This is a genomic window from Lysobacter cavernae (assembly GCF_042648505.1).
Classification (GTDB): Bacteria; Pseudomonadota; Gammaproteobacteria; order Xanthomonadales; family Xanthomonadaceae; genus Lysobacter_L; species Lysobacter_L cavernae.
Map to the genome: position 1 here is coordinate 48,638 of NZ_JBHRXK010000004.1, position 15,558 is coordinate 64,195.

13 protein-coding genes and 1 pseudogene are annotated in these 15,558 nt (G+C 68.7%); 9 read left to right on the forward strand and 5 right to left on the reverse strand.

Annotated features, from left to right (window positions below):
- Positions 1–2,769: autotransporter domain-containing protein (locus tag ACFOLC_RS09880; RefSeq protein WP_386759086.1), on the forward strand; the 2,769-nt coding region annotated here is incomplete at its 5' end.
- A gap of 121 nt (positions 2,770–2,890) precedes the next feature.
- On the forward strand, positions 2,891–4,504 hold the full coding sequence (locus ACFOLC_RS09885; protein ID WP_386759087.1) for a flavin monoamine oxidase family protein: 1,614 nt from the start codon (positions 2,891–2,893) through the stop codon (positions 4,502–4,504).
- 14 nt (positions 4,505–4,518) lie between these two features.
- Here the strand turns inward: ACFOLC_RS09885 and ACFOLC_RS09890 are convergent, their stop codons facing one another.
- The 3 genes and pseudogenes from ACFOLC_RS09890 to ACFOLC_RS09900 all read right to left on the reverse strand — a co-directional run bounded on the left by ACFOLC_RS09890 (position 4,519) and on the right by ACFOLC_RS09900 (position 6,195).
- Positions 4,519–4,791, reverse strand: coding sequence for an AprI/Inh family metalloprotease inhibitor (locus tag ACFOLC_RS09890; protein WP_386759088.1), 273 nt, complete (start codon positions 4,789–4,791; stop codon positions 4,519–4,521).
- Positions 4,792–4,861: 70 nt separating this feature from the next.
- Positions 4,862–5,146 (reverse strand): annotated as a pseudogene (locus ACFOLC_RS09895) (IS1595 family transposase); the annotation flags it as partial.
- Between the two features lie 116 nt (positions 5,147–5,262).
- Positions 5,263–6,195 carry a carbohydrate kinase family protein gene (locus tag ACFOLC_RS09900; RefSeq protein WP_386759089.1) on the reverse strand — a complete coding sequence of 311 codons (933 nt, stop codon included), beginning with the start codon at positions 6,193–6,195 and terminating at the stop codon, positions 5,263–5,265.
- Positions 6,196–6,415: 220 nt separating this feature from the next.
- Between ACFOLC_RS09900 and ACFOLC_RS09905 the strand changes: the two genes are divergently transcribed.
- From ACFOLC_RS09905 to rodA, 5 genes are all read left to right on the forward strand, one after another.
- Positions 6,416–7,462, forward strand: coding sequence for a rod shape-determining protein (locus ACFOLC_RS09905; RefSeq protein ID WP_386759090.1), 1,047 nt, complete (start codon positions 6,416–6,418; stop codon positions 7,460–7,462).
- A 174-nt stretch (positions 7,463–7,636) separates the two neighbouring features.
- On the forward strand, positions 7,637–8,923 hold the full coding sequence (gene mreC, locus ACFOLC_RS09910; RefSeq protein WP_386759091.1) for a rod shape-determining protein MreC: 1,287 nt from the start codon (positions 7,637–7,639) through the stop codon (positions 8,921–8,923).
- A complete protein-coding gene (mreD, locus tag ACFOLC_RS09915; protein ID WP_386759092.1) occupies positions 8,920–9,396 on the forward strand; it encodes a rod shape-determining protein MreD in 477 nt (158 codons plus the stop codon). The genes mreC and mreD overlap by 4 nt, the downstream gene beginning before the upstream one ends.
- A 3-nt stretch (positions 9,397–9,399) precedes the next feature.
- Positions 9,400–11,556, forward strand: a complete 2,157-nt coding sequence (mrdA, locus tag ACFOLC_RS09920) for a penicillin-binding protein 2 (RefSeq protein ID WP_386759093.1) — start codon at positions 9,400–9,402, stop codon at positions 11,554–11,556.
- Positions 11,553–12,665 carry a rod shape-determining protein RodA gene (rodA, locus tag ACFOLC_RS09925; RefSeq protein ID WP_386759094.1) on the forward strand — a complete coding sequence of 371 codons (1,113 nt, stop codon included), beginning with the start codon at positions 11,553–11,555 and terminating at the stop codon, positions 12,663–12,665. Before mrdA ends, rodA begins: the two co-directional genes overlap by 4 nt.
- Positions 12,666–12,755: 90 nt before the next feature.
- Here rodA and arsB read toward each other — a convergent pair whose 3' ends face one another.
- Together arsB and ACFOLC_RS09935 are read right to left on the reverse strand one after the other, a co-directional pair.
- Positions 12,756–13,814: an ACR3 family arsenite efflux transporter gene (gene arsB, locus ACFOLC_RS09930; protein ID WP_386759412.1), complete on the reverse strand. Its 1,059-nt coding sequence runs from the start codon at positions 13,812–13,814 to the stop codon at positions 12,756–12,758.
- A 47-nt stretch (positions 13,815–13,861) separates the two neighbouring features.
- Positions 13,862–14,227, reverse strand: a complete 366-nt coding sequence (locus ACFOLC_RS09935) for an ArsR/SmtB family transcription factor (protein WP_386759095.1) — start codon at positions 14,225–14,227, stop codon at positions 13,862–13,864.
- Between the two features lie 42 nt (positions 14,228–14,269).
- Between ACFOLC_RS09935 and arsH the strand changes: the two genes are divergently transcribed.
- Entirely contained in the window at positions 14,270–15,085 is an 816-nt protein-coding gene (gene arsH, locus ACFOLC_RS09940) for an arsenical resistance protein ArsH (RefSeq protein WP_386759096.1), read from the forward strand.
- 13 nt (positions 15,086–15,098) lie between these two features.
- Positions 15,099–15,518, forward strand: a complete 420-nt coding sequence (gene arsC / locus ACFOLC_RS09945) for an arsenate reductase (glutaredoxin) (RefSeq protein ID WP_386759097.1) — start codon at positions 15,099–15,101, stop codon at positions 15,516–15,518.
- Positions 15,519–15,558: the final 40 nt, after the last annotated feature.

Here is a 15,558-nt window from a genome sequence, read left to right on the forward strand (position 1 = left end):
GCGGGCTTCAATGCCACGGCCAGCTACACGGTCGTGATCACCGCGCCGGCCATCACCATCACGCCGGCCACCCTGCCGGGCGGCACCGCCGGCGTCGCCTACAGCCAGACGCTGAGCAGCAGCGGCGGCATCGCGCCTTACAGCTACTCGATTCCATCGGGCAACCTGCCGATCGGCATGTCCTTCAGTTCGGCGGGCGTCCTCAGTGGCACGCCGACCACGGCCGGCAGCTACACCTTCAGCGTCCGCTCCACCGACGACGCGGGCTTCAATGCCACGGCCAGCTACACGGTCGTGATCACCGCGCCGGCCATCACCATCACGCCGGCCACCCTGCCGGGCGGCACCGCCGGCGTCGCCTACAGCCAGACGCTGAGCAGCAGCGGCGGCATCGCGCCTTACAGCTACTCGATTCCATCGGGCAACCTGCCGATCGGCATGTCCTTCAGTTCCGCCGGTGTCCTCAGCGGCACGCCGACCACGGCCGGCAGCTACACCGTGAGCATCCGCTCCACCGACGATGCCGGTTTCAACACCACGGCCAGCTACACGATCGTGATCACCGCGCCGACCATCACCATCACGCCGGCGACGCTGCCGGGCGGCACCGTGGCGACGGCCTACAGCCAGACCCACAGCGCCAGCGGTGGCACCGCGCCCTACAGCTTCTCCCTCGTCAGCGGCGCCTTGCCGATCGGCACTGCGTTCAGCAGTGCCGGCGCACTGTCCGGCACACCGACCACGAGCGGCAGCTACACCTTCACCGTGCGCGTGACCGACCACCTGGGCTTCAACAGCAGCCAGGCCTACACGGTCGTCATCGCTGACGGGGTGCCGGTCGCCAGCGACGACAGCGCGACCACGCCCGCACAACACCCGATCACGATCGCCGCCACCGGCAACGACACGGGCGTGATCAGCGCGATCGCGATCGCGGCGCCACCGGCGCATGGCACCGCCGTGGTCAATGGGCTCAACGTGGTCTACACGCCGACGGGCGCGTACTTCGGTCCCGATTCGCTGACCTACACCGCGACCGGTCCGGGCGGCACGTCGGCGCCGGCCACGGTTTCGATCGCGGTCACGCCGCTGCCGGTGCCCGTCGGCCAGCCGCACCGCGTGTCCACCCTGGCCGGGCAGGCGGTGACCATCGACACCACCGTGGACGCCAGCGGCGGTCCGTTCACCGGCGTCACCCTGGTCACGCCGCCGGCCACCGGCACCGCCGTTGTCGCCGGGACCCGCATCACCTACACGCCGACGGCCAGTGCCGCGGGCACGGCGTTGATCGTCTACACCTTGAACAACGCCTTCGGTGCGTCGGCACCGATCACCTCGACGGTGGCGGTCAACCCGCTGCCGGTCGCGGTGGCGCAAACGGTGACCACCGTGGCCGGGCTGGCCACCACCGTCGAGCTGACCCAAGGAGCGAGTGGCGGTCCGTTCACCGCGGCGACACTGGTCGCGCTGACGCCTGCCGGTTCGGGCACGGCCGTCATCGCGCCCGCGAGCGGCGGCTACCGGCTGACCTACACACCGGCCATCGGCTTTTCCGGCCAGGCCGTGGCGCAGTTCACCCTGGCCAATGCCTTTGCGACGTCAGCGCCGGCGGGCATTACCTTCGAGGTGGCCCCGCGTCCGGACCCCACCCGGGATGAGGAAGTGCGCGGCCTGCTCGAGGCCCAGTCCGAGTCGGCCCGTCGCTTCGCACAAGCTCAGATCGGCAATTTCCAGCAACGCATGGAGGGCTTGCATGGCGCCGGCGCCCGCGATGCGCGCTTCCGCAACAGCCTGTCGTTCGCGACCAGCCGACCCTGCCTGGACAACCGCCGCCATGGACCGGAGGAGGACTGCCAGCTGGTCGCTTCCAGCGACGATGTCGCCGCTGCCTCGCGCAAGGCCGACAGCGCGAGCGGGTCGACGTCCGAAGGGGCGTCGGACTACACGATCTGGACCGCCGGCGCGGTCCGGTCGGGCAACTACGACGGTCGCGGCGGCGGTGGCGGCCTCGATTTCGAGACGGACGGCATCAGCGTGGGCGCCGACTTCCGCGTGAATCCCGCCTTCGCGCTGGGCGCCGGCCTGGGCTACGGCCGCGACGACAGCGACATCGGGTCGCACGGCAGCCGCGTCGAAGGCGATGCGTACACGGCCGCCCTGTATGGCAGCTACCACCCCGGCGAGACGTACTTTCTCGACGCGCTGGGCGGCTACCAGAAACTGTCGTACGACCTGCGCCGCCACCTCACCGTCAATGGCGGTTCCGTGGCTGGTTCACGCGATGGCTCGCAATGGTTCGTATCGTTGTCCACGGGTGCGGACATCCAGCGTGGCGCGTGGCAATACACGCCCTACGCGCGGCTTGATGTCGCGCGGGCCACGCTGGATGGCTATGCCGAACGGGGCGATCTGGTCTACAGCCTGGTCCATGCCGACCAGGACGTGGATACCAGTACCGGCAATGTCGGCGTTCGCTTCGAGTTCCGTCGCGATACGGCGTGGGGCATGTTCTCGCCGCAGTTGCGCGTGGAATACCAGCGCGACTTCGAGGCCGACAGCAGCGCGACGATGCAGTACCTCGACCTGCTCACCGGCCCGGTGTATCGCGCGGACCTGGACGGTTTCGATCGCAGCCGCTTCATGCTGGGCCTGGGCGCGATGTTCTTGATGGATCGGGACTTCTCGCTGCGCGTTGAATACCGCGGCCTGTTCGGCAACGGCGGCGACCGCGACAACGCACTGCTGTTGAACTTCCAGAAGGGGTACTGACTCTCGCTGGACTCGCCGCGTTTGGCGCTAGTACCTGTCCGGTAATGGGGTTGCCGCAGGCGATCGGACGGGCCGGTCACAACATTGCTGCATAGGGGGAGCTATGAGTCGCACTGGCATGATGGCGCAGCTGCTGCGCCTTGCGCGCTTGGCGGAACGCTGCGAGCGCACCGGAGAAAACGCACAGGAAGCGATCGGGCAGGAATCACTGCACGACGGAGGGCGTCGCCGCCTGATGCAAGGTGCCGTTGCCGGTGTCGCGACCGTCGCTGCGGGAATGATGGCGCCGCCGGCCTGGGCGGCCGCCGCGAAGCTGACGCGCACGGCCTATGCGCGCATGACGAAGACGAGGGGCGTGGCGGTCGTCGGCGCGGGATTGGCTGGCTTGGCCTGTGCTGCCGAACTTGCCCGCAATGGCGTGGCCGCCAAGGTCTACGAAGCGGGCGGTCGCGTCGGTGGCCGCTGCTGGAGCCTGCGCGGTTTCTTCCCGGGGCAGGTGGCCGAACGCGGCGCTGAGTTCATCGGTGCCTCGCACCACACGATGCTCGGGTATGCGCGCGCGCTGGATCTTCCCCTCGAGGAGTTCTCCCGGTATCCAGGCAAGCCGTACTACCACTTCGAAGGTCGCGTCTACACCGAAGCGCAGGTGGTGGAGGAGTTTCGTGCGTTCGCCGCCTGCATTCGCGAGGATCTGTCTGCGCTGAGCTATCCCACGGCCGACCGTTACACCGAGGCCGACAGCCTGTTTGATTTCATGAGCCTGGACGACTACCTGCTCCTCTACGGTGCCGGTGGCCTGTTGCGCGGAATCATTGGCGCGGCCTACGCAGCCGAGTTCGGCGCGGGCCTGGATGAGCTGAGCGCGATCAGTTTCCTGCGTTTCGTTTATGGCGACCGGCGCAGCAAGTTCGGTTCCTACGGTGCTCATGGCAGCGATCATTTCCATGTGGTCGACGGCAACGACCGCATCGCCACCGGGCTTGCCGAGCGGTTGCCGACGCCAGTGCAACTGGGGCACAGGCTGATAGCGGCCCACAAGCTCGCCAGCGGCCGGGTGCGCCTGAGCTTCGACCTTGGCGGGCGCAGCGTGCAGGCCGACCATGACGCGGTCGTGCTCGCGCTGCCCTTCAGCGTGCTGCGCGATGTGCATCTGGACGCGAGCCTCGAGCTGCCGCCGTGGAAGCAGTTGGCCATCGGCAATGCGGCGATGGGCGACAACAGCAAGACGATGGTCGGCTTCAAGCAGCCGTACTGGTATGTCCGGCATGAGTCCAATGGCAGCGGTTGCAGCGACCTCAAGCACCTGCAGAACACCTGGGAAACCAATCCCATCAACGGCAGTGACGGCCGTGCCGTGCTGACCCACCAGAGCGGCGGGGCGCTGGCGCGCCTGCTTCTGCCGACCACCGTGCAAGCCGATGCCAGCGCCTTCCTCGGCGATCTCGAACGAGTGCTGCCGGGCGCGAACGAAACGGTGCGGCGTAACGAACATGGCCAGGTGCTGGCCTTTACCCAGAACTGGTCGCTCAATCCGTTGAGCAAGGGTTCCTACTCGTGCCCCCGGCCGGGCTACTTCACGACCGTGGCCCACAACGAAGCCAAGCCGGTGGATAACGTGCTTTTTGCCGGCGAGCACACCAGCAGCTTCTACGAGTGGCAGGGCTTCATGGAGGGCGCCGCGCTCTCCGGGCTGCGGGCCGCGAACGAGGCGTGCAACCTGATGTGGGGGCGATGACGCACCTAAATCACTCAGCGCCTGTTGAGGTAGAGGCGGGCTCCGTCGGACGCGCGCCGCCCACTCCAGCGGTCGGGGCCGGCAGGCGAGAAGCTGCCCACGACCCGGTTGTCGGAGTCGGTGATCAGTAACCGGTTGCCAGAAATCACCCAGCGGTTAGCGCTGAAGAAGTCCTTGGGGCAGCCCGCCGGCATGTAAGCTTTGTACCCGCCGAACCAGCTGAAGTTCTGCAGCTCGACAGTGCAGGTATCGCCGTTCTCTTCGCCCAGCGTCCATCGGCCGAACATCGCCTCGTCAGGCGGAATCGGGAAATTATTGCCCCATCAACTGTCATTAAGGGGCTGTCCTAGATAAGCATTAGAAGTTCAGCCACAGGCGCAGGGTAGCAAGTTGTTGCCTTGGTGTTCCGTAGTTGAAACGGAACTTGCATTCCTTGAGGAACAGGAAGAAGTGTTTGCGCGGTACGCCGTTGTACTTGCGCAGCACGCGCTTGGATTGGTTCCAGAAGTTCTCGATCCCGTTGATGTGGTTGCCACGTGTGTTCACGAACGTCTTGCTGTGATTGACGCGCCGATGCTTGAAGCCCGACACGTCCAGGATGCTGTAGCTGGCCAGGCTGTCGGTATAGATCACGGAATCGGCCTGCACACGCGTAATGGGAGGGGGGATTACCACCAAACCAGGTAAGGGCGGAGGTCGACATGAAAAAGCCCCGCTCTTGGCGGGGCTTTTTCAGACCGCGGTACTGCAGGCCGTGATCAGAGCGCGTAACCGAACTGCTGCTTGAACTGCTCGGCGAACTCGTCGTAATCGAAGCGCTGGTTCTGCGTGCCGGGGTGCTCGACCTTGAGCGCGCCCATCAGGTTGCCCATGCGGCCGACGGTGAGCCAGTCGTAGCCCTTCTCGATGCCGAAGATCAGGCCGGCGCGGAACGCGTCGCCGCAGCCGGTCGGGTCGGTGACGCGGCGCTCGTGCGCGGGCGGAATGTCGTAGGTCTTGTCCGGGGTGTGGATCAGCGAGCCGTGCGGGCCGCGCGTGGTGATGTAGGCCTTGACCCGCTTGACGATGTCGTTCTCGTTCCAGCCGGTGCGTTCCTGCAGCAGGTTGGACTCGTAGTCGTTGACGGTGACGTAGTCGGACTGCTCGATGAAGTGGCGCAATTCTTCACCGTTGAACAGCGGCATCGCCTGGCCCGGATCGAAGATGAAGGGAATGCCGGCTTCGGCGAACTCGGTCGCGTTCTGCAGCATGCCTTCGCGGCCGTCGGGGCTGACGATGCCGAAGGTCACGCCTTGAACATCGCGCACGTGGTTTTCGTACGAACGCATCATCGCACCGGGATGGAACGCGGTGATCTGGTTGTTGTCGTGGTCGGTGGTGATGAAGGCCTGCGGCGTGAACAGCTCGTCGATCACCTTGACCTGGTCAAGGCGGATGGCCTGCTCCTCGAACCACTCGCGGTACGGACCGAAGTCCTGGCCGACGGTGGCCATCGGGATCGGGTCGCCACCGAGCAGCTTGAGGTTGTAGGCGATGTTGCCGGCGCAGCCGCCGAATTCGCGGCGCATGCGCGGCACCAGGAACGACACGTTCAGGATGTGCACCTTGTCCGGCAGGATGTGGTTCTTGAACTGGTCCGGAAACACCATGATGGTGTCGTAGGCCAAAGAGCCGCAGATCAGCGCAGACATCGGTCGCATACCCCAGAAAAAAAGCGGCCCAGTGCCGCGCGGGCGCTAGGGTAGCCGCTGGCGCCGCGGCGGGCCAGCCGAGCGCTCGGGCAGATTGGCTGGGCGTTGACCCGGAGGGGCAAGAAATGCCCGGAAATGCTGGATTCTTCCTTGCCCGGCGGGGGGGCGGTTGTTAGGCTAGCGAACCCCTCGCACCACCCTTTTGACGGCCCATTCCCCGATGTTCAAGAAGTTCCGCGGCATGTTCTCCAATGACCTGTCCATCGACCTGGGCACGGCCAACACCCTCATCTATGTCCGCGGCCAGGGGATCGTCCTGAACGAGCCGTCGGTGGTCGCGGTCCGCCAGGACCGCCTGATCGGCGGCAACCGCACCGTGGCGGCGGTCGGCGGCGAGGCCAAGCAGATGCTCGGCCGCACCCCCGGCCACATCACCACGATCCGGCCGATGAAGGACGGCGTCATCGCCGACTTCACCTACACCGAGGAAATGCTCAAGCACTTCATCCGCAAGGTGCACAAGTCGCGCTTCCTGCGCCCCAGCCCGCGCGTGCTGGTGTGCGTGCCCTGCGGTTCGACCCAGGTCGAGCGCCGCGCGATCAAGGAATCGGCCGAGGAGGCCGGCGCCCGCGAGGTCTACCTGATCGAGGAGCCGATGGCGGCGGCGATCGGCGCCGGCATGCCGGTGACCGAGGCGCGCGGCTCGATGGTGGTCGACATCGGCGGCGGCACCACCGAGGTGGCGGTGATCGCCCTCAACGGCATCGTCTACTCGGCCTCGGTGCGCATCGGCGGCGACCGCTTCGACGAGTCGATCATCAGCTACGTGCGCCGCACCTACGGTACGTTGATTGGCGAGGCGACCTCCGAGCGCATCAAGATCGAGATCGGCTGCGCCTACCCGCAGACCAAGGCGGCCTCGATCGAGGTCTCCGGCCGTAACCTCGCCGAGGGCGTGCCGAAGATGATCACCATCAACTCCAACGAGGTTCTCGAGGCCCTGCGCGAGCCGCTGGCCGGCATCGTCTCGGCGATCAAGCTGGCGCTGGAGCAGACCCCGCCGGAGCTGTGCGCCGACGTCGCCGAGCGCGGCATCGTCCTGACCGGCGGCGGCGCGCTGCTGCGCGACCTCGACCGCCTGATCAGCGAGGAGACCGGCCTGCACGTGCAGGTCGCCGACGACCCGCTGACCTGCGTCGCCCGCGGCGGTGGCCGCGCGCTGGAGCTGGTCGACATGCACGGCAACGAGTTCTTCGCGCCGGAATAAGCGGGAATGGGGAATCGGGATTGGGGAATCGCAGCGCTCGATAGCTGGCGCGTGACGGATTCCCTGAAGCCGGTTCCCTTCCGGCATTAGTCTGGCGGCGGGCGAGCGGCGTTTCGCAGATCGATTCACGCGCCTTTCCGATTCTCCATTCTCCACTCCCGATTCCCGGCCTCCATGCCTCCTTACGCCGGTCCTCCCACCGCCGCCCGCACGGGCGATGTCGCCGGAACCCTGAAGTTGCTGGCCTATCTGGCCCTGGCGGTGGTGCTGATCGTGCTCGATCACCGCGGCGGCTGGCTCAGCCAGGCGCGCAGGCAGGCCAGCGTGCTGGTGCAGCCGCTGTGGATGGTGGCCGGCTGGCCCGGGCGCATGGTCGAGCGCATCAGTGACGACGCCGGCACACTGACCCAACTCACCGCCGACAACCGTCGCCTGCGCGAGCAGCTGCTGCTCAACCAGGCGCGGATGGCGCGGCTGCAGACCGTCGCCGCCGACAACGCGCGCCTGCGCGGCCTGCTCGACGCCGCCGAGCGCGGCAAGCTCGACGTGGTGCTGGCGCCGATCCTCGACATCGACCTTGACCCAACCCGGCAGCGGTTGGTGCTCGATGCCGGCCGCAGCGACCGCGTCGAGGTCGGGCAGAGCGTGATCGATGCCGGTGGCCTGCTCGGCCAGATCATCGGCACCACGCCGATGCACGCCAGCGTGTTGCTGCTGACCGATCCCTCGCACGCGGTGCCGGTGGCGGTGGCGCGCAACGGCGTGCGTCTGGTGGTGTACGGCGACGGCCGCCGCGATGCGCTGCGCCTGCCGAGCGTGCCGCTGTCCAGCGACGTCAAGGTCGGCGACCTGCTGGTGACCTCGGGGCTGGGCGGGCGTTTCCCGCCGGGGTTCCCGGTCGGCACCATCGCCGGACTGCGGCCCGACGACAGCCGTGCCTTCCTGGTCGGCGAGGTCACCCCGGCGGCGCAGCTCGACCGCGGCCGCGAGGTGCTGGTGCTGCTGACGGTGCCGACGCAGATGCCGGGTCCGGCGGCGCTGATGCCGGCGCCGGCCGACGGTGCCGGGGGCGCGGTGGTGACCACTGCCGTCTCGCCGGCAGGCGCGGCCGCGCAGGGCCCGGCCGCGGCGCCGGTCCAGGCCGGCAGCGCCACGGCGGCCGCTGTTGCGACGCCAGACCGTGCGGCCCGCCCGCCATCGAGTCGGCCGACTACCGGCGCGCCGGCGTCCAGTGCGCCTGCCGCGAGCGCACCGCCCGCGTCGTCCCCGACACGCGCGCCTGCCACCAACGCCCGCCGTCGGCCGGCCGAGGCCGCGCCGGCTCCGGCACCCACCCCGTCCGTGCCCGCGCCCGCGCCCGCGCCGTCGGGTCCGGTCCCGACGGGCACAAGTCCGGCCAGCACGAGTCCGACCGGACCGGTGCCGGCCGGCGCCGCATCGCCACGTGAGGCCCAACGATGACCCGCGTGCGTCCGCAATGGGTGTTGCCGCTGAGCCTGGTGGTGGCGTTGCTGCTCGGCCTGCTGCCGTTGCCGCCGGCGCTGCAGCCGCTGCGGCCGTACTGGCTGGCGCTGGTGCTGGCCTACTGGGTGATCGAGGACCCCGACCACGTCGGCCTCGGTGTCGCGTTCCTGGTCGGCCTGGCCGGCGACCTGACCTTCGGTGGCCTGTTCGGCGAGCAGGCGCTGCGGCTGGTGGTGATGACCTTCATCCTGCAGCGCTTCCGTGCGCGCCTGCGTTTCTTCCCGCTGTCGCAACAGGCGCTGGCCATCGGCGGCCTGCTGCTCAACGACCGCATCGTCACCGCGGCGATCCATGTCGCGCTTGGCGAGCCAACGCTGCCGGGCGCGTTCTGGCTGGCGCCGTTGTCGGGAATGCTGCTGTGGCCGGTGGTGTTCTGGGCCCTGGACACGCTGCGTCAGGGCAGGCCGTAAGCGATGGGTCCGCGTCGCCGCGTCCTCAAGAATGCCGCCGCCGAGGCCAACCAGTTCCGCAGCCGCTCGGCGATCGCGTTCGCCTGCGTGCTGCTGGCGCTGGCCGGGCTGGCGCTGTGGTACTTCCGCCTGCAGGTCTGGCAGCACGCCGACTACGCCACGCGCTCGGAGGCCAACCGCATCAAGCTGCGGCCGGTGGTGCCGGGGCGCGGGCTGATCTTCGACCGCAAGGGCCGGGTGCTGGCCGACAACGTGCCGGCCTACCGCATCGAGGTCACCCCGTTCGAGGCTGGCAAGACCGCGGCCTGGCTGCCGGCGCTGTCGCAGATCATCGCGCTGACGCCGGAAGACATCGAGCGCTTCGAGGACGAGCGCCGCGCCTCGCGCGGCTTCAAGCCGATCACGCTGAAGCTGCGCGTCAGCGAGGACGAGGCGGCGCGCTTCGCCGTCGACCGCTGGCGCTACCCGGGCATCGACCTGGTGTCCTACCTCAACCGCCGCTACCCCCAGGGCGAGCTGATGTCGCACGTGGTCGGCTATGTCGCCCGCATCGACGCCGAGGACATGAAGACCCTCGGCGAAGGCAACGCCGCGCTGACCCATATCGGCAAGACCGGGCTGGAGCGTTATTACGAGGAGGCGCTGCGCGGCAAGGTCGGTTACGAGCAGATCGAGACGAATGTGGACGGCCGGCCGATGCGCCAGGTCGGCCACGTGCCGGCGTCGCCCGGCACCGACCTCAGGCTCAGCATCGACCTGGACCTGCAGCAGGCCATCGTGACCGCCTTCGGCGAGTTCGAGGGCTCGGCCATCGCGGTGGATCCGCGCAATGGCGAAGTGCTGGCCATGGTCAGCCTGCCCAGCTACGACGCCAATCTGTTCGTCAACGGCATTTCCAGCCACGACTTCAAGGCGCTCAACGAAAACCCGTCGCGCCCGCAGTTCAATCGCCTGGTGCTGGGCGGCGTGGCGCCGGGTTCGACCCTGAAGCCGCTGATCGCGCTGGCCGGCCTCGACAGCGGCCTGCGCAAGCCGGAGGACCGGGTGCTGTCCACCGGCATGTTCTACCTGCCCGGCACCAGCCGCGGCTGGGGCGATGCCGCGCGCGGCGGTCACGGCTGGACGGACCTGCGCAAATCCATCTCGCAATCGGTCAACACCTATTACTACCGGCTGGCGCTGGACATGGGCATCGAGCGTTTCGACGACTACATGAGCCGTTACGGGTTCGGCGAGCCGACCGGCATCGACCTGACCGGCGAGATCGGCGGCATCCTGCCTTCGCCGGCGGCCAAGGCCAAGGCGCGCAAGGAGCGCTGGTACCCCGGCGACACCGTCAACGCCAGCATCGGCCAGGGCGACTGGAAGGTGACCCCGCTGCAGCTGGTGCGCGCGGTGGCCGGCATCGCCGACGGGCAGTTGCATGGCCCGCACCTGGTGCGCGAGCAACGCCTCGGCTTTGAAGGCGCCTGGACGCCGGTGGCGCCGCCCCCGGCCCAGCCGATCAGCCCGAATCCCGCCAACGTGCAGGTGGTGCGCGAAGGCATGATGGCGGCGATGCAGCCCGGCGGCACCGGCGCGGCCGTGGCGCGCGGCGCGCCGTACCTGATGGCCGGCAAGACCGGTACCGCGCAGGTGGTCAGCCGGCGTGGCACTGCCGCGGTGCATCCCAAGAGCCTGCCGATGCACCTGCGCCATCGCGCGCTGTTCGTCGGGTTCGCGCCGGCCGATGCGCCGACCATCGCGGTGGCCATTGCGGTGGAAGGCGGCGGCTACGGTGGCAGCACCGCCGCGCCGATCGCGCGCAAGATCTTCGACGCCTGGCTGCTCGGCAAGATGCCCGAGCCGATGCCGAGCGACCCGGCGAGCGGGCCGTCGCCCGCTACGCCAGCGACGGTGAGCCCCTATCCCGCCGGGAGAGGGGCTGGGGTGAGGGCCGAACGAAATGATGGCGCGGCAGGTCCTGCAACGCCGGCGGAGACTGTTGCTTCTGGATCGAACGTACCGGCACATAACGTGAGCGTTGATCCGGCTGTTGAGCGCTCCGCCGTACCCTCATCCGCCCTTCGGGCGCCCGTCGACAACGCTCAGGGCAGGCCTTCTCCCGGAGGGCGAAGGGAACCGCCTGCGCAGCCGCAGGCCCCGGAGCCGACGCGATGAGACTGATCCTGCGCTGGCTGTTCGACCTGCTGCTGCGCTTCGCGCGCACGCTCGACCTGCTGCTGCTCGCCGCGCTGCTGGCGCTGATGGGCATCGGCCTGGCGGTGCTGTACAGCGCCGCCGACCATTCGCTGGGCCTGGTCGTGCGCCAGGGCAGTTTCTTTGCCGTCGGCCTGGGCGTGATGTGGGCGCTGTCGCGGGTGTCGCCCCACCAGTTGCGCAACTGGACGCCGCTGGTGTTCGGCCTGTCGCTGATCCCGTTGCTGCTGGTGCTGGTGATCGGCACCGGCAAGCACGGTCGCCACTGGATCAACCTCGGCGTGTTCTACGTGCAGCCGGCCGAGCTGCTCAAGCTGAGCCTGCCGATGATGGTGGCCTGGTACCTCGACCGGCAGGCGCTGCCGCCGCGGCTGCGCGCGGTGCTGGTCGCCGCGGTGCTGATCGCGGTGCCGACCGTGCTGATCCTGCTGCAGCCGGACTTCGGCACGGCGATGCTGGTCGCGGTCAGCGGCGCGTTCGTGCTGTACCTGGCCGGGCTGCCGTGGTGGTGGTTCGGCGCCGCGTTCGGCGCGGTCGCGGCGGTGGCGCCGGTGGCCTGGTTCTGGTGGCTCAAGCCGTACCAGAAGGACCGCATCCTGACCTTCCTCAACCCCGAGTCCGACCCGCTCGGCACCGGCTGGAACATCATCCAGTCCAAGATCGCGATCGGCGGCGGCGGCTTGACCGGCAAAGGCTGGGGGCAGGGCTCGCAGTCGCACCTGAACTACCTGCCCGAGCACACCACCGACTTCATCTTCGCCGTGCTCAGCGAGGAGTTCGGCTGGGTCGGCGTGGCGGTGACCCTGGCGCTGTACCTGTTCGTGGTCGGCCGCTGTCTGTGGATCGCCGCCGATGCCCGCGACGGCTATTCGCGCCTGATCGCCGGCGCGCTGGGGCTGGCGTTCTGCGTCTATGTAATCGTCAACGGCGGCATGATCGCCGGCCTGCTGCCGGTGGTCGGCGTGCCGATGCCGCTGCTGAGCTACGGCGGCACCTCGGCGGTGTCGCTGCTGGCCGGGCTGGGCGTGGTCATGGCGGTGCGCGCGCACCGGCCGATCTACGCGCGGTGAGTCGCGTTTCCTGTCTAGGGCAACGCTGATCAAATCGCTTTTGCTCGTCATTCCCGCGAAGGCGGGAATCCAAGGACCTTGTTGCTCGGTTTAACGTCCATGATCCCCGCCTTCGCGGGGATGACGATGCTTGGCCTCGTACCAGCCCTTCGAGGCATTGACGATCCGCACCACCGACAGCATCACCGGCACCTCGACCAGCACGCCGACGACGGTGGCCAGGGCGGCGCCGGAGTGCACGCCGAACACGCCGACCGCGGTCGCCACGGCCAGTTCGAAGAAGTTGCTGGCGCCGATCAGCGCCGACGGCCCGGCCACGCAATGGGCGACACCGAGCCGGCGGTTGAGCCAGTACGAGACGCCGGAGTTGAGGTAGACCTGGATCAGGATCGGCACCGCCAGGATCGCGATGATCAGCGGCTGCGCGACGATCTGCCGGCCCTGGAAGCCGAACAGCAGCACCAGCGTCAGCAGCAGCGCCGCCAGCGACAGCGGCCCCAGCCGGGCCAGCAGGCGCTGCAGCCTGGCTTGGCCGCCGCGCGCGAGCAGCACGCGCCGCACGATCACCGCCACCAGCACCGGCACCACGATGTACAGCCCCACCGACAGCAGCAGCGTCGACCACGGCACCGTGATCGCGGAGAGGCCCAGCAGCAGTGCGACGATCGGCGCGAACGCCACCACCATGATCAGGTCGTTGAGCGCGACCTGGCTCAGGGTGAACTCCGGGTCGCCGTCGCACAGCTGGCTCCACACGAACACCATCGCCGTGCACGGCGCCGCCGCCAGCAGGATCAGTCCGGCCACATACGAGTCGATCTGCGCGGCCGGCAGCCACGGCGCGAACACGTGGCGGATGAAGACCCAGCCCAGCAATGCCATCGAGAACGGCTTGACCGCCCAGTTGACGAACAAGGTGACGCCGATGCCGCGCCAGTGCCGGCGCACCTGGCCCATCGCGCCGAAGTCGATCTTCAGCAGCATCGGGATGATCATCAGCCAGATCAGCAGCGCCACTGGCAGATTGACCTGGGCCACCTCCATCGCGCCCAGCGCGGCGAAGGCGCCCGGAAACAGATAGCCCAGCGCGGTGCCGGCGACGATGCAGGCCAGCACCCACCAGGTCAGGTGGCGCTCGAAACCGCCCATGCGCTGCGACAGCGGGGCCGCCTGCGCGGCCAGGGCGATGCTTTCGTTCATGCGCTGCGCTCCGGGTCGATTGCGGCGATGGCCGGTGGCGGCGCGCACGCGACCGCGCCCGGCGCACAGGCCTGGGCGTCGCCGCCGCAGCAATTGCGGGTCAGGAAGCCGATCAGCTCGTTCATGGCGGCGAAGTCGGCGCGGTAGTTGACGTGGCGGCCGCGGGCCTCGCCGTGGATCAGGCCGGCCGCGCCGAGTTCCTTGAGGTGGAAGGACAGGGTGGCGCCCGGCAGGGACAAGGCTTCGGCCAGCTGCCCGGCCATCCGGCCGTCCGGCCCGGCCTCGACCAGTTGCCGGAAGATCGCCAGACGGGTGGTTTGACCCAAGGCGGCGAGCGCGCTGGTTGCGTCTTTTATTTCCATGATTCTAGAATAGTGGAAACATTGGCAACGCAGCAACCTTCAATGACCCTCGACCACTTGCCCCACCTCGCGCCGGCCGCCCTCGAGCGGCCCGACCCCGATCGCCTGGCCGACACCGCCGCCCACCCGCCGCGCATCCTGGTCCTGTACGGCTCGTTGCGGCCGCAATCGTTCAGCCGCAAGCTCGCGCTGGAGGCGGAGCGGTTGCTGCAGCACTTCGGTGCCGAGACCCGCGTGTTCGACCCGCACGGGCTGCCGCTGCTCGACAGCGTGCCGGCCGATCACCCCAAGGTGCAGGAGCTGCGCGCGCTGTCGCTGTGGTCGGAGGGCCAGGTCTGGGTCAGCCCGGAGCGCCATGGCACGATCACCGCGGTGTTCAAGAACCAGATCGACTGGCTGCCGCTGGAGGAGGGCGGCGTGCGTCCGACCCAGGGCCGCACGCTGGCGGTGCTGCAGGTCTGCGGCGGCTCGCAGTCGTTCAACGTGGTCAACGCGCTGCGCGTGCTCGGCCGCTGGATGCGCATGCTCACCATCCCCAACCAGTCCTCGGTGCCGAAGGCTTGGCAGGAGTTCGACGAGCACGGCCGCATGAAGCCGTCGCCGTACTACGACCGCGTGGTCGACGTGATGGAGGAACTGGTCAAGTTCACCCATCTGGTGCGCGGCCGCAGCGACTACCTGACCAGCCGTTACAGCGAGCGCAAGGGCGACCTGGCCGCGCAGGCGCTCGCGGCCGAGTCCGGCGCCGTGGCATTGCCGCCGGTGACGCCGGTCGCCATCGCGCCAGCCAATACCGCCCCCGCCAACGCCGAACGCGCCAGCCCGGCATGTGGCTGCTGCAACAACGCCCAGCGCTGAAGGAACCCTCGCCATGGACGCCGTGATCTACCACAACCCCGCCTGCGGGACCTCGCGCAACACACTGGCGCTGATCCGCCACGCCGGCATCGAGCCGCAGGTGATCGAGTACCTGCTGCAGCCGCCGACGCGCGCGCGCCTGATCGAGCTGATCCGCGACGCCGGCCTGAGCGTGCGCGAGGCGATCCGGCAAAAAGGCACGCCGTACCTGGAACTCGGTCTGGACGACCCGGGCCTGAGCGACGACGCCCTGCTCGACGCGATGCTGCGCGAGCCCAGCCTGATCAACCGGCCGTTCGTGGTCACGCCGCTGGGCGTGCGCCTGTGCCGGCCGTCGGAGGTCGTGCTCGACCTGCTGCCGCCGCTCACGCGTCCCTTCGCCAAGGAAGACGGCGAGGTGGTGATCGACGAAGCGGGGCGGCGCGTGCGCTGATCCGTCGCGAACGCTTTGATACTTCGCCGCAGCGGGCGAA

Excerpts from the sequence above, each read along its gene's own strand:
- ACFOLC_RS09885 (WP_386759087.1), top strand. The coding sequence starts at position 2,891 with ATGGCGCAGCTGCTGCGCCTTGCGCGCTTGGCGGAACGCTGCGAGCGC.
- ACFOLC_RS09890 (WP_386759088.1), bottom strand. The coding sequence starts at position 4,791 with ATGTTCGGCCGATGGACGCTGGGCGAAGAGAACGGCGATACCTGCACT.
- ACFOLC_RS09900 (WP_386759089.1), bottom strand. The coding sequence starts at position 6,195 with ATGTCTGCGCTGATCTGCGGCTCTTTGGCCTACGACACCATCATGGTG.
- ACFOLC_RS09905 (WP_386759090.1), top strand. The coding sequence starts at position 6,416 with ATGTTCAAGAAGTTCCGCGGCATGTTCTCCAATGACCTGTCCATCGAC.
- mreC (WP_386759091.1), top strand. The coding sequence starts at position 7,637 with ATGCCTCCTTACGCCGGTCCTCCCACCGCCGCCCGCACGGGCGATGTC.
- mreD (WP_386759092.1), top strand. The coding sequence starts at position 8,920 with ATGACCCGCGTGCGTCCGCAATGGGTGTTGCCGCTGAGCCTGGTGGTG.
- mrdA (WP_386759093.1), top strand. The coding sequence starts at position 9,400 with ATGGGTCCGCGTCGCCGCGTCCTCAAGAATGCCGCCGCCGAGGCCAAC.
- rodA (WP_386759094.1), top strand. The coding sequence starts at position 11,553 with ATGAGACTGATCCTGCGCTGGCTGTTCGACCTGCTGCTGCGCTTCGCG.
- arsB (WP_386759412.1), bottom strand. The coding sequence starts at position 13,814 with ATGGGCGGTTTCGAGCGCCACCTGACCTGGTGGGTGCTGGCCTGCATC.
- ACFOLC_RS09935 (WP_386759095.1), bottom strand. The coding sequence starts at position 14,227 with ATGGAAATAAAAGACGCAACCAGCGCGCTCGCCGCCTTGGGTCAAACC.
- arsH (WP_386759096.1), top strand. The coding sequence starts at position 14,270 with ATGACCCTCGACCACTTGCCCCACCTCGCGCCGGCCGCCCTCGAGCGG.
- arsC (WP_386759097.1), top strand. The coding sequence starts at position 15,099 with ATGGACGCCGTGATCTACCACAACCCCGCCTGCGGGACCTCGCGCAAC.